Genomic DNA, 12868 nt, shown 5'->3' with positions numbered 1-12868 from the left:
GAGCACGATCGAGCAGGATCAGACGCTCAGTTTCGCCACCAGCGCGGTGGCCAGAGAGGCGGGCACGCCCGCCGCGGTCAGCATCGTGACCGCGGCGGAGCGGCCCGCCTCTTCCGCTGGCAGCAGACCGTTGTTGACCGCCTCCATGACCGCGAACAGCATCTGCTCGTGGACGTGCGCCAGCGCCGGCGCGGGCAGCGGTGAGACGAAGACGCCCTCGTCCAGACCGCGCCGGAGCAGTTCGGTGCTCGCCGCGCGCACCGGCGCGAGCCGCTTCTGGATGCCCTGCACGGTGACGCTGCGCTGGGCGAGTGCGACCAGGATGCGGTAGCGGTCGGCGACCTCCCAGACCGCGAGCACGGAGCCCGCCAGGGCCTGCGCGAGATCCTCGGTGCCCTCGCGGCCCGCCGCGTGCGCGGCCGCCACCGCCTCCACGGCACCGTCGACGAGCGTGCCGACCAGCGTCTCCCGGTTCGGGAAGTGGCCGTACACGGTCCGTCGTACGACTCCCGCGGCGCGCGCGATCTGCTCCATGGACGCGTCGGGGTCGCGCAGCAGCTCGGTGAGTGCGACGTCGAGGATGCGGCGGCGGTTGGCGTCGGCGCGACTGGAGGGGCCCGTGGTCATGGCGGTCATTCTGCCCTGACCGCTTCGGTTTGCACAGTTCTGTGCATCGAGCGCGCATTGCACGGTGTTGAGCAGGGGTACGGCACATGTGCCCGCTGACTCACCGAATTCTTACCCTGCGCCACTAGCGTGCCGTCCCCGGACGGCACGCTCTTGGTTTCGGAGGCACACGGGGGATGAAGATCGACTGGGACCGGCGGACCTGCGCCCGGCGCGGACACGTCACGTACGCGCCGGACGAATCCCGGCTGCGGGAGCGGCTGTACGCCGAGACCGCCCTCGGGGCGGCCTGGCGGTGTCTGCGCTGCGGCGACTTCGCCCTCGGCGAGCCGCACGGCTCGGGGCCCGCGGACCACGCGCCCCTCGTCCCGCGCGGCAAGGTGCTCAGGGACCTGTTCGTCCTGCGCTTCCTCGCCCTCGAGCGGGCGGTGCGCGGGGTGTTCATCGTGCTGGCCGCGGTCGCGGTGTGGAAGTTCAGCAACAGCCAGGACGCGGTGCGCCGGCTCTTCGACGAGTACCTGGACGTCTTCCGGCCGGTGTTCCGGCACTTCCACTACGACCTCGACCACTCGCCGATCGTCGACACGGTCCAGAAGACCTTCGGCTACCACCACGACACCCTCGTCCTGGTGGCGGTGCTGCTGCTCGCGTACGCCGTGATCGAACTCGTCGAGGCGGTCGGCCTCTGGTACGCCAAGCGCTGGGCGGAGTACCTGACGGTGGTCGCCACAGCCGCGTTCCTCCCCCTGGAGATCTACGAACTCACCGAGCACATCAGCTGGTTGAAGATCGCCACCCTGGTCCTGAACATCCTCGCCGTCCTCTACATCCTGCTCACCAAGCGCCTGTTCGGCCTGCGCGGCGGCCACGGGGCCTTCGAGGCGGAACGGCAGAGCGCGTCCCTGCTGGAGGTCGAGGAGGCGGCGAAGACGGTCGCGGCCTAGGGAAGGCGCGTCCGGGGAGAGGGCCGCGGGGGCGGTCGCTGTCCACCCCCGCGCCCCTACGGGGCGCGCGTCCACGCCCCGCACATATGCACCCCGCTCTGCCGGCGCAGCCAACCCGCGGTGACTGGCGGGTGCGGGATGTCGCCGCGCACCTGACGATCGCGGCACGCTTCTCCTGCGGCCAGGTCGTGAGGGAGATGGTCCGGGCCCGGGGTGACTGGAACCGGATGATCCACGACTCGGCGGTCCGTGAGGCGTCGTTGCCGGTGGGCGAGATCGTCGCCAACCTGCGCTCGATCATCGGCTCCCGCCGCCTCGCGCCGACCCCGTCACCCCACGAGCCCCTCCTCGACCTCCTCGTCCACGGCCAGGACATCGCCCTCGCGCTGCACCGCGACCGACCGGTACCGCCACGGGCCGCCCTGGACGCCGCCGAGAGGGTGTGGACCATGAGGTTCCCCCCGAGGCCGTGGCCACTGCCGAACGCGCGACTCGTGGCCACGTACGTCGAGTGGGCGCTGGGAGAGGGCGAGGAGGTGCACGGCCCGATCGCGGCCCTCCTCCTGCTGCTCACGGGCCGCCCGCAGACGGCAGCCGAGTGGGCCGAGCGCACCGGGGAGCCGTGGACGGGGGTCACGACTCCCCGGTGACGCGGCGCGCGGCGGTCGCGTTCCGAAGAGCACCTCGACGCCGGACTTGGCCCTCTGGACCCCGCGGCCGGACCCGGGAAGGCCGGCGCCCGTCTCCCTCGGCCGTCCGTGAGTGCCCCGGCGCTGCACTCCCCGGCACGCCCCCCGGGGGTACCCCCCACTGACCCAAATGGAAAAGCGCGGTCCGCCCAAAGCACCGCTTCCCGCAGTCGTCTTTCCCGGCGTGGTACGCAAACCGCTCTTGCCTTGACGTCGGCGTCAAGGGTTACGTTCGCCGGTATGCGAATCGGCGAGCTGGCCGCACGGGCCGGGACCACCACGCGGACGCTGCGGTACTACGAGGCGCGGGGGCTGTTGCCCGGGCGGCGGGGGGAGAACGGGTACCGCACGTACGACGAGGCGGACCTCAAGCTGCTCCGGCAGATCCGGACCCTCCAGGACTTCGGGTTCGACCTGGAGGAGACGCGGCCGTTTCTGGAGTGTCTGCGGGCCGGGCACGAGGAGGGTGACACCTGTCCCGCGTCGATCGACGTCTACCGCCGCAAGCTGGACGAACTCGACTCCCTGATCGGGGAGTTGCAGGCGGTACGGGCGAAGATCGGCGTACGGCTGGCCACGCTCGACGGTACGGATCCGATGTGCGAACTGGGAGGGCGGGACCTGTGATCAGGGCAGCCGGAGTGACCGAGGTGACGGACGCGGACTTCGAGACGGAGGTGATCGGCTCGCAACTCCCGGTGCTGGTGGAGTTCACCGCCGACTGGTGTCCGCCGTGCCGGCAGATGGGGCCGGTGCTCACGGCCCTCGCCGCGGAGGAGAGCGAGCGGTTCCGCGTGGTCCAACTCGACGTCGACAGCAATCCGCTGACCACCAACGCGTACAGGGTGCTGTCGATGCCGACGTTCATGCTGTTCCGGGACGGGGAGCCGGTGCGGTCGATGGTCGGGGCGCGGCCCAAGCGGCGGCTCCTGGAGGAACTCGCGGACGCGCTGTGACCTGAGACCGCGTCCTGAGGCTGTGCGCTGAGGCAATACGAGAAATCCCCCGAGCAATTGTGCTCGGGGGATTTCTTTTGCTATATTCGATGATTCGCGACTTCAGGGCAATTGAGGTCGCAAAGAAGCTCAGTGAGCACAGTATATCCGGGCGGGAGTGGAATTGTCAAACACCGGTTTGCCAGACCATGAAATGAAGCGCGAACAGGAATTCATCGACGACCTGTACGCGCGCGTGGACGCCCTGCGCGGCGACACCGAGACCTCGGTCACCGACGCGCTCGCCCAGGGCAACACCCCGATGCAGGCCCGCCTCGAACGGGACATCCTGGTCGCCGAGCGCTCCGGACTGCTGGCCGCCCTGAACGCGGTCGACGGCTCGCTCTGCTTCGGCCGCATCGACCTCACCTCGGGCGTCACCCACCACATCGGCCGGATCGGCCTGCGCACCGACGACGCCGAGCGCACCCCGATCCTCATCGACTGGCGGGCCGAGGTCGCCCGCCCCTTCTACCTGGCCACCGGCCACACCCCGATGGGCCTGCGCCGCCGCCGGCACATCGGCACCGACGGCCGCCGCGTCACCGACCTGCACGACGAGATCCTCGACCTCGGTGACCAGGAACGCACCGGCCACGAGGACCCCACCGGCGACGCCGTCCTGCTCGCCGCGCTGAACTCCGCGCGCACCGGCCGTATGAGCGACATCGTGCAGACCATCCAGGCCGAGCAGGACGAGATCATCCGCGCACCGCACCGCGGGGTGCTGGTGGTGGAAGGCGGCCCCGGCACCGGAAAGACCGCGGTGGCCCTGCACCGGGCCGCTTATCTCCTCTACGAACACCGGGAGTTGCTCGCCAAGCGGGCCGTGCTGATCGTCGGACCCAACCCGGCCTTCCTCGGCTACATCGGCGAGGTGCTGCCCTCCCTCGGCGAGACCGGCGTGCTGCTCGCCACGATCGGCGAGCTCTTCCCGGGCGTGAAGGCGACGGCCACGGACAGCCGGGCGGCGGCCGCGGTGAAGGGGCGGGCCGCCATGGCGGACGTCCTCGCCGACGCCGTGCGCGACTGGCAGGCGCTGCCCGACCCGGTGATCGCGATCGAGCACGACCGCGAGATCCTGATGCTCGACGACGGCCTGGTCAAGGTCGCCCGCGAGAAGACCCGGGCCGCCCGGCTGCCGCACAACGTGGCCCGGGAGCACTTCGAGGGCCACATCCTCAACACGCTGACCGAGCTGTACGCCGAGCGGGTCGGCACCGACCCCTACGACGGCAGTAGCCTCCTCGACCCGGCCGACATCACCCAGATCCGCGACGAGATCGCCGAGAACCCCGAAGTATGGGCCGCCATCGACCAGTTGTGGCCGCGGCTGACCCCGCAGCGGCTGGTCGCGGACTTCCTCGCCGACCCGGTCGGTTACCTCCCCGACGAGGACGCGGCCGCGATCCGCCGCCCGGTGACCCGGGGCTGGACCGTCGCGGACGTGCCCCTGCTCGACGAAGCGGCCGAACTCCTCGGCGTGGACGAGCGGGTGGCGCGGGCGCTGGCCGAACGTGAGCGCGAGACGCAGATCGCGTACGCGCAGGGCGTGCTCGACGTGTCGTACGCCTCGCGGACCTACGAGTTCGAGGACATCGACGACGAGGACTCCGAGGTCCTGTCCGCCCACGACATCATCGACGCGGAGCGCTTCGCCGAGCGGCAGGAGGAGGACGACCACCGCAGCGCCGCCGAACGCGCGGCGGCCGACCGCACCTGGGCCTTCGGGCACATCATCGTCGACGAGGCGCAGGAGCTGTCCCCGATGGCCTGGCGGCTGCTCATGCGGCGCAGCCCGACCCGCTCCATGACCCTGGTCGGCGACCCGGCGCAGACCGCGGAGGCGGCCGGCGTGGGCTCGTGGCAGGAAATCCTTCAGCCGTACGTCGAGGACCGCTGGGAGCACACCCGCCTCGGCGTCAACTACCGCACGCCCGCCGAGATCATGGAGCTCGCGGCGGCCGTCGTACGCGCGGAGGACCCGGACTTCCAACCGCCGAGTTCGGTCCGTTCCACCGGTGTACGGCCCTGGGTGCGCGCCACCGACGACCTGCCCGGCGCGGTCGCCGAGGCCGTGCGGGAGCTGACCCCCGACGAGGGACGGCTCGCGGTCATCGCCCCGCGCCATCTGCACCGCAGACTCGCCGCCCGCCTCGACGGGGTGACCGCCGGCGCGGAACCGGACCTGACCCGGACCGTCGTCCTCCTCGACCCCCGGCAGTCCAAGGGGCTCGAGTTCGACTCGGTGCTCGTGGTCGAACCGGCGCTGTACGGCACGAGCGACCTCTACGTCGCCCTGACCCGGGCGACCCAGCGGCTGGGCGTCCTGCACACGGGCCGGCTGCCGAAGGCGCTGGTCACCGCCTGAGGATCAGTCATCACCAAGACGTAACAGTTCACGCCGGAGTGACTGCTCGTACACGGTCGGTGCGGTAAGCGTGTGCACATGGAAGCCCATGCCCACGCGACCCCGCCGGCCGACGGCCCCACCCTCGCGTCGCTGCCCGTCGAACCGTTGCTCACGGCCGAGTTCGACGTCGACCCGGTCGCCGTGTACGAGCGGCTGCGCGGCACCTACGGGCCGGTCGCCCCGGTCTCCCTGGCGGGGGTTGCGGTGTGGCTGGTGCTCGGCTACACCGAGGTCACCGAGGTGCTGCGCAACGGGAGCCTGTGGCGGCGGGACGTGCGGTACTGGCGGGCCCGGGCGGAGGGCCGGCTGCCGCGGGACTGGCCGCTGCTGGCCGGTTACGAGGTACGGCAGACGATGTTCATGGACGACGAGGAGCATCTGGCGTCCCGGCGCACCCATCACTCGGCGCTCACCCCCTTCCAGGACACGCGCAGCCCGGAAGGGTGGGAGGTACGGGCCGCGGTCGCCCGGTACGCCGACGAACTGGTCGGGATGCTGGCCGCCGAGTCGGGGTCCGTGGGCTTCGCGGATCTCGGGGCGCAGTACACCCGGCCGCTGCTGCTGATGGTGACGACCAAGTTGTTCGGCTGTCCCGTGGAGCTGGGCGACGAACTGGTCATGGACCTGTGGCGGATGCTCGACGGGGGAGCGGACTCCGGTCCCGCGACGGCCCGGGCGCTGGCCGCGTTCACCCGGCTCGCCGCGCACCGGCGGGCCCGGCCGGGGGACGACCTCACCTCCTACCTGCTGCTCGCCGACCCCGGGCTGAGCGACGAGCAGCTCGGACGGGAGCTGTTCATGAATGCCGTGTACCTGAACGACATCACCGGGAACATGGTCCTCAACACGCTGCTGGAGGTGCTGCGCGGGAACACCACGGTCCGGCGCAGCCTCCCGGCCGGACAGCTCGGCGAGACGGTCAACCGGGCGGCGCTGGTGAACCCTCCGGTGGCCAACATGTGCTTCCGGTTCGCGGCGCGGGACGTGCGGCTGGGGAAGGTGTGGGTGCGGGCGGGCGACGCGGTGTCCCCGTCCGCGGCGGCGGCGCACCAGGAGCTGCTGGCGCTGAGCTCCTCCCACCTGGTGGGGGCGACGGTGTCCACCCGGGCGCACCTGGGCTGGGGCGCCGGAACGCACCAATGCCCCAGCGCCGCACGAGAGTTGGGCAGCATGATCGTCTCGACGGCGGTCGGCCGGTTCCTCGACCACTTCACCCGCGCGGAACTCACCCTGCCACCGGACCAGTTGCCCTGGCGGTCGGGCCCGGTGGTACGCGGGCTGCGGCTGCTGCCGGTCCGCTACGAGCTCGGGCCGGGGGCCGTCGCACGGCGACCGGCACCCCCGCGGCCGCAGCACCGGTCGCCCGGGTCCGGCGGCGAGGCCGACGGCCAGACCGGGGGCCTGCTGGCGGCCCTGCGCAAGTTCATGTTCGGCGGCCGCTGACGACTCTCGTTCCCCTCGGCGGCCGCTGAGGGATTCCGTTCCCCCCGGCGGCCGCTGAGGAGTTCCGTCTCCCCGCGGCCGCCGCCGTCGAGCCCGCTGACCGTCCTTCCCCTACGCCGGCCGCAGCCACACCGTCGCCAGCGGCGGCAGCGTGAGCTGGAGGCTGGCCGGGCGGCCGTGCCAGCCCTGCGGGTCCGGCTTCAGGACGTCCGGGTTGGTGACGTCGCTGCCGCCGTACTTCCCCGTGTCGGTGTTGAGGGACTCGACCCAGGCCGGGACGTCGTCGGGCGCGCCGATGCGGTAGTCGGGGCGGGCCACCGGGGAGAGGTTGGAGACCGCGAGGAGCGGGGTGCCCTCCGCGTCGTACCGCAGGAACGCGAAGACGTTGTCCTCCGCGGCGTCGCCCACGATCCACTGGAAGCCCGAGGGGTCCGTGTCGCGCTGCCACAGGGCCGGCGTGTGGCGGTACACGATGTTCAGGTCCCGGACCAGATCGCGGACACCGCGGTGGTCGGCCTCCGCCCCGTACGCCGGGTCCAGCAGCCACCAGTCCGGGCCGTGCGCCTCCGACCACTCCGCGCCCTGCGCGAACTCCTGCCCCATGAAGAGGAGTTGCTTGCCGGGATGGGCCCACATGAAGGCCAGGTAGGCGCGCAGGTTGGCCCGCTGCTGCCACCAGTCGCCGGGCATCTTCGACACCAACGACCGCTTGCCGTGCACCACTTCGTCGTGCGAGATCGGCAGGACGTAGTTCTCGCTGTACGCGTACACCATCGAGAACGTCATCTCGTGGTGGTGGTACTTGCGGTGCACCGGCTCATGGGCCATGTAGTCGAGCGAGTCGTGCATCCAGCCCATGTTCCACTTCAGGCCGAAGCCCAGGCCCCCGAAGCCGCCCGGTCCCATGTGGTGCGTCGCGCGCGTCACGCCGTCCCAGGCCGTCGACTCCTCCGCGATCGTCACCACGCCCGGCACCCGGCGGTACACCGTGGCGTTCATCTCCTGGAGGAAGTCCACCGCGTCCAGGTTCTCCCGGCCGCCGTGCACGTTCGGCACCCACTGACCGGGCTCGCGCGAGTAGTCGAGGTAGAGCATCGAGGCGACCGCGTCGACCCGGAGGCCGTCGATGTGGAACTCCTCGCACCAGTAGATGGCGTTCGCCACCAGGAAGTTGCGCACCTCGCGGCGGCCGTAGTCGAACTCCAGGGTCCCCCAGTCGGGGTGCGCCGCCCGCAGCGGGTCCTCGTGCTCGTACAGGGTGCGACCGTCGAACTCCGCCAACGCCCAGTCGTCGCGCGGGAAGTGGGCGGGCACCCAGTCCATCAGTACGCCGATCCCGGCCTGGTGGAGGGCGTCGACCAGGTACTTGAAGTCGTCGGGGGTGCCGAGGCGGGCGGTGGGGGCGTAGAACCCGGTGACCTGGTAGCCCCAGGAGCCGCCGAAGGGGTGCTCGGCGACCGGCATCAGCTCGACGTGGGTGAAGCCGAGGTCCTTGACGTACGCGGGGAGCTGTTCCGCCAGCTGACGGTAGGTCAGACCCGGTCGCCAGGACGGCAGATGGATCTCGTAGACGGAGAAGGGGGCTTCATGCGCAGGGGCCCCTTCCGCACGCCGGGCCATCCACTCCTGGTCCTGCCACTCGTGGTGCGAGGCGTGGATGATCGAGGAGGTGTTGGGCGGGACCTCGGTGCGGCGGGCCAGCGGGTCCGCGCGCAGGGTCTTCGAGCCGTCGGGCCGGGTGATCTCGAACTTGTACAGCTCGCCCTCGCCGACGCCGGGCACGAACAGCTCCCAGACACCGGTCGAGCCGAGGGAACGCATCGCGAACGCGGAGGGGTCCCAGAAGTTGAAGGTGCCGGCCACGCGGACGCCCCGCGCGTTCGGCGCCCACACGGTGAAGCGGGTGCCGGTGACGCCCTGGTGGGTCATCGGCTGCGCGCCGAGCGCCGTCCACAGCTCCTCGTGCCGGCCCTCGCCGATCAGATGCAGGTCGAGATCGCCGAGCGCGGGCAGGAAGGCGTACGCGTCCGCGGTGTCCTGCACCGAGTCCTCGTACGTCACGAGCAGCCGGTAGTCCGGGACCTCCGTCAGCGGCAGCGCCCCGGAGAAGAACCCGTCGCCGTCGTCGTGCAGCTCGGCCCGCAGCTCCCCGGCGACGACGGTCACGGCCAGCGCGTACGGCCGGAACACCCGGAACGCCACCCCACCGGGCACGGGATGCGCACCCAGCACGGAGTGCGGATCATGATGAGCCCCGGCGAGCAGCCGCTCCCGGTCATCGGCCGCGAGCGCGGCTGCCTCCGGCGGCGGGGCGGTGATCGGTTCGGCGGGTGCGGGGCCGGCGGCGAGGGGCTCGGCGGGGGCCGGGGTGGCGGTGACGGGCTGAGGGGCAGTCGATGGGGCGCCTACGTTGCTGGTGGGGACCGGCCCGGCGGTGGCTCCTGCGGCGGCGACCGGCTGCGCCGGGGGCTTGGCACCGGGTGCCTTCCGCGGCGTCGACTTCTTGCTGGAAGCGACCGGCTGCACGGGGGGCTTGGCGCCGGCTGTCTTCCGTGTCGTCGGCTTCTTGGTGGGGGCCGGTGAGGTGGCGGTGGGCTCTGCGGGGGCGACCGGCTGCGCCGGGTTCTCGCCGCCCACCGTCTTCTGCGCTGCGGTCTTCCGGGCAGTCACTTTCCTGGCCGCGGTCTTCTTCTCCGCCGCCGTGGCCTTCTTCGCGGCGGCCTTCTTCCCGGCAGGCTTCTCCACGGGGGTCTCCTTGGCCAGCGCCTTCTTGGTGACGGCCTTCTCCGTACCGGCCTTCTTGGCTACGGCCTTTTCGGCGAGGGCCTTCTCCGCGCCGGCCTTCTTGGGGACGGCCTTCTCCGCACTGGCCTTCTTGGGGACAGCCTTCTTGGGGACAGCCTTCTCCGCACTGGCTTTCTTGGCTACGGCTTTCTTGGCACCGGCCTTTTTGGCGACGGCCTTCTCGGCAGCGGCCTTCCCGTCGGTCGTCCCTCCACCCGCGGCCTTCTTCGCACCGACCTTCTTCGCGACCGCCTTCACCGCCCCGGCCGTATCGGCGACCACCTTCTCGGCAGCAGCCTTCACGGCACCCGTCTTATCGGCGCCAGACACCCCCGGACCGGACGTCCCACCGGCCTTCCCCGCCGCAGGCGTCTTCTTCTTCGCAGTCTTCTTCGGTTCCGAACCGCTGGGGGTGGGCGGAGTCACAGGAGGAGCCTCCTCGGCCGGGAAAGGTCGGTCAGGTCAGGTCGGTCGTCGCGTACCGCGCCACCGCGGCCATCGGCACCTGGAGCCAGTCCGGCCGGTGCCGTGCCTCGTAGACGACCTCGTAGATCGCCTTGTCGGTCTCGTACGCCCGCAGCAGCACCGGATCGGTCCGTGGGTCCACCCCGCTGACCTCGGCGTAGCCGGAACAGTACGCCGCCCGGCAGGCCTCGGCCCAGCCCGGCACCGGCAGGTCGGTCGAGTGGGCCGCGTAGTCGAAGGAACGGAGCATCCCCGCGACGTCCCGGACGGTCGGCTGCGGCAGCCGCCGTTCGGACAGCGGCTTGGACGGCTCGCCCTCGAAGTCGATCAGCGACCAGTGCCCGGAGGCCGAGCGCAGGCACTGCCCGAGGTGCAGGTCGCCGTGGATGCGCTGCGCGGTCCAGGTGGTGCCCTCGGACGCCAGGTCCCCCAGCGCGGTGAACGCGGTGCGCAGACCCGGCGCGTACGGCAGCAGCGCGGGAACCGCCTGCACCGCCGCGTCCAGCCGCTCGATCATGCCGTCGACGAGCAGGTGCAGCTGCTGGTGGCCGAGCGTGACCGTGGGCAGGGCGCGGGCGAGCGCGGTGTGCACCTCGGCGGTGGCCCGGCCGAGGGCGTGCGCCTCCGCGCTGAAGTCCTCACCCTTGGCCAGCTCCCGCAGGGCCAGCTCCCAGCCGTCCGAGGCGCCCTGCACGAAGGGCTGGAGCACTCCGAGGGTGTACGGCTCACCCGCGACCTCCGTGCGCAGCCACCCCGTCGGCGCGGGCACCCGGGGGCAGCCCTCCCGGGCCAGCGCCAGCGGGAGCTCCAGGTCGGGGTTGACGCCGGGCACGATCCGGCGCAGCAGCTTCAGGATGAACGTATCTCCGAAGACGATCGACGAGTTGGACTGCTCGGCGGTCACCACCCGGGCCACCAGACCGTCCCGGATCTCCTGCTGCGGGTCCCGGTCGAAACGAAGCCCGCCGATCCTGGCTCCGGTGCGGATCGCCTCCAGGAGCAGTTCGGCGGGCAGGGGGTCGAAGAGGGCGTCGTACGCGGTACGGCCGCTGAGCGGGCCCTCCTCGACATGGCCGATCAGCGCGGGCGCCAGCCGGGGCGGCAGCGCCTCGCGCACACCTATGAGCAGCTGGTAGCAGTCCCCGGGGTGCGCCGGCGCGCCCACGGCCGCCGGCTGGTGGGCGCGGACCAGCAGGTGGTACAGACCGAGCTTGGCGGTGGGCGGCAGCAGTTCCGTGGCCGCCACCAGCGAGAACCCGGTGACCGGGCGCCCCTTGCCCGCGAACCAGCGCTGCCGCGGCAGCCACTCGCGCAGGAGGGGGTCGAGGGAGGCGAGGAGGCCGGGGCTTGTCGTGGCGGTGGGGGTGACGGCTTCCGACATGGTGGGGGCGTCCTTTCCCCGGGCTGGCTGGTCGGGGTGTTACTGATGCGTGCCCCGGGCGGGCCGGTGGAAACCGCCCCGCCCGGGCCCGGTCGGCTAGGCCGCGTCCTTGCGCAGCCGGAACCAGTAGAAGCCGTGCCCGCCCAGGGTCAGCAAGTACGGCAGTTCACCGATGGCCGGGAACCGCACCCCGCCGAACAGCTCGACAGGGTGCCGGCCGCCGAACTCACGGAGGTCCAGCTCGGTGGGCTGCGCGAACCGGGAGAAGTTGTGCACGCACAGGACCAGGTCGTCCTCGTACTCCCGCAGGAAGGCGAGGACCGCGGGGTTCGACGACGGGAGCTCGGTGTAGGAGCCGAGGCCGAACGCCGTGTTCTGCTTGCGGATCTCGATCATCCGGCGGGTCCAGTGCAGCAACGAGGAGGGCGACGCCATCGACGCCTCGACGTTGGTGACCTGGTAGCCGTGGACCGGGTCCATGATGGTCGGCAGATAGAGCCGCCCGGGGTCACAGGAGGAAAATCCCGCGTTACGGTCCGGTGTCCACTGCATGGGGGTGCGGACGGCGTCGCGGTCGCCGAGCCAGATGTTGTCGCCCATGCCGATCTCGTCGCCGTAGTAGAGGATCGGCGAGCCGGGCAGGGAGAGCTCGCGTACTCGGCCCACATGTAGTCGCGTTCCTCGTCGGTGACCATCTCCAGGGTCAGCTCGTCGTGGTTGCGCAGGAAGATGCCCCACTGGCAGTTCGCGGGGATCGCCGGGGTCTTGGCGAGGATCTCCGAGACCGGGTAGCGGGACTCCCTGCGGACCGCCATGAAGATGCGGGGCATGACCGGGAAGTGGAACGCCATGTGGCACTCGTCGCCGCCGGACTCGTAGTCGCCGAAGTAGTCGACGACGTCCTCCGGCCACTGGTTCGCCTCCGCCAGGATCACCGTGTCCGGGTAGGAGGCGTCGATCTCCTTGCGGACCCGCTTGAGGAACTCGTGGGTCGCCGGAAGGTTTTCGCAGTTGGTGCCTTCCTCCTGGTACAGGTACGGCACGGCGTCGAGGCGGAAGCCGTCGATGCCCAGGTCCAGCCAGAACCGCAGCGCGGAGATCATCTCCTCCTGCACGGCCGGGTTCTC

9 protein-coding genes and 1 pseudogene are annotated in these 12868 nt (G+C 71.4%); 6 read left to right on the top strand and 4 right to left on the bottom strand.

Features of this window, described 5'->3' with window-relative positions; all coding sequences use genetic code 11:
* Positions 1-18: 18 nt before the first annotated feature.
* A complete protein-coding gene (locus IF54_RS0119080) occupies positions 19-636 on the bottom strand; it encodes a TetR/AcrR family transcriptional regulator (RefSeq protein ID WP_078852037.1) in 618 nt (205 codons plus the stop codon).
* A 167-nt stretch (positions 637-803) separates the two neighbouring features.
* Here IF54_RS0119080 and IF54_RS0119075 point away from each other — a divergent pair, with 167 nt between their 5' ends.
* From IF54_RS0119075 to IF54_RS0119050, 6 genes are all read left to right on the top strand, one after another.
* Positions 804-1571, top strand: coding sequence for a DUF2127 domain-containing protein (locus IF54_RS0119075; RefSeq protein ID WP_030320196.1), 768 nt, complete (start codon positions 804-806; stop codon positions 1569-1571).
* 86 nt (positions 1572-1657) lie between these two features.
* Positions 1658-2221 (top strand): maleylpyruvate isomerase family mycothiol-dependent enzyme, encoded by a 564-nt coding sequence (locus IF54_RS0119070; RefSeq protein ID WP_078852036.1) that lies wholly within the window; start codon positions 1658-1660, stop codon positions 2219-2221.
* A 279-nt stretch (positions 2222-2500) separates the two neighbouring features.
* Positions 2501-2887 carry a MerR family transcriptional regulator gene (locus tag IF54_RS0119065; protein WP_030320191.1) on the top strand — a complete coding sequence of 129 codons (387 nt, stop codon included), beginning with the start codon at positions 2501-2503 and terminating at the stop codon, positions 2885-2887.
* A 14-nt stretch (positions 2888-2901) separates the two neighbouring features.
* Entirely contained in the window at positions 2902-3216 is a 315-nt protein-coding gene (locus IF54_RS0119060; RefSeq protein WP_030320189.1) for a thioredoxin family protein, read from the top strand.
* Positions 3217-3409: 193 nt separating this feature from the next.
* Complete coding sequence (locus IF54_RS0119055; RefSeq protein ID WP_030320186.1) at positions 3410-5626, top strand: HelD family protein; 2217 nt, start codon at positions 3410-3412, stop codon at positions 5624-5626.
* A gap of 78 nt (positions 5627-5704) precedes the next feature.
* Positions 5705-7111: a cytochrome P450 gene (locus tag IF54_RS0119050; RefSeq protein WP_030320183.1), complete on the top strand. Its 1407-nt coding sequence runs from the start codon at positions 5705-5707 to the stop codon at positions 7109-7111.
* 111 nt (positions 7112-7222) lie between these two features.
* On the opposite strand, the gene glgB is transcribed toward IF54_RS0119050, so the two are convergent.
* From glgB to IF54_RS39665, 3 genes and pseudogenes are all read right to left on the bottom strand, one after another.
* The gene (gene glgB / locus IF54_RS0119045; RefSeq protein WP_420790390.1) at positions 7223-10225 is read right to left on the bottom strand and encodes a 1,4-alpha-glucan branching enzyme; all 3003 of its coding nucleotides are present in this window, start codon (positions 10223-10225) and stop codon (positions 7223-7225) included.
* Positions 10226-10352: 127 nt separating this feature from the next.
* Positions 10353-11741, bottom strand: coding sequence for a maltokinase N-terminal cap-like domain-containing protein (locus tag IF54_RS0119040; protein WP_030320179.1), 1389 nt, complete (start codon positions 11739-11741; stop codon positions 10353-10355).
* A 96-nt stretch (positions 11742-11837) separates the two neighbouring features.
* Positions 11838-12868: pseudogene (locus tag IF54_RS39665) on the bottom strand (alpha-glucosidase C-terminal domain-containing protein); the annotation flags it as partial.

It is taken from the genome of Streptomyces sp. NRRL B-3229 (genome assembly GCF_000719505.1).
Taxonomy (GTDB): Bacteria; Actinomycetota; Actinomycetes; order Streptomycetales; family Streptomycetaceae; genus Streptomyces; species Streptomyces griseorubiginosus.
The sequence above is the reverse complement of the archived record's forward strand: the minus strand, read 5'-3'. Positions and strand labels throughout refer to the sequence as shown.

Bases quoted from the DNA above. Each gene is read 5' to 3' on its own strand.
- IF54_RS0119070 (WP_078852036.1), top strand. From the start codon at position 1,658: ATGCACCCCGCTCTGCCGGCGCAGCCAACCCGCGGTGACTGGCGGGTG.
- IF54_RS0119065 (WP_030320191.1), top strand. From the start codon at position 2,501: ATGCGAATCGGCGAGCTGGCCGCACGGGCCGGGACCACCACGCGGACG.
- IF54_RS0119050 (WP_030320183.1), top strand. From the start codon at position 5,705: ATGGAAGCCCATGCCCACGCGACCCCGCCGGCCGACGGCCCCACCCTC.
- IF54_RS0119075 (WP_030320196.1), top strand. From the start codon at position 804: ATGAAGATCGACTGGGACCGGCGGACCTGCGCCCGGCGCGGACACGTC.
- IF54_RS0119055 (WP_030320186.1), top strand. From the start codon at position 3,410: ATGAAGCGCGAACAGGAATTCATCGACGACCTGTACGCGCGCGTGGAC.
- IF54_RS0119040 (WP_030320179.1), bottom strand. From the start codon at position 11,741: ATGTCGGAAGCCGTCACCCCCACCGCCACGACAAGCCCCGGCCTCCTC.
- IF54_RS0119080 (WP_078852037.1), bottom strand. From the start codon at position 636: ATGACCGCCATGACCACGGGCCCCTCCAGTCGCGCCGACGCCAACCGC.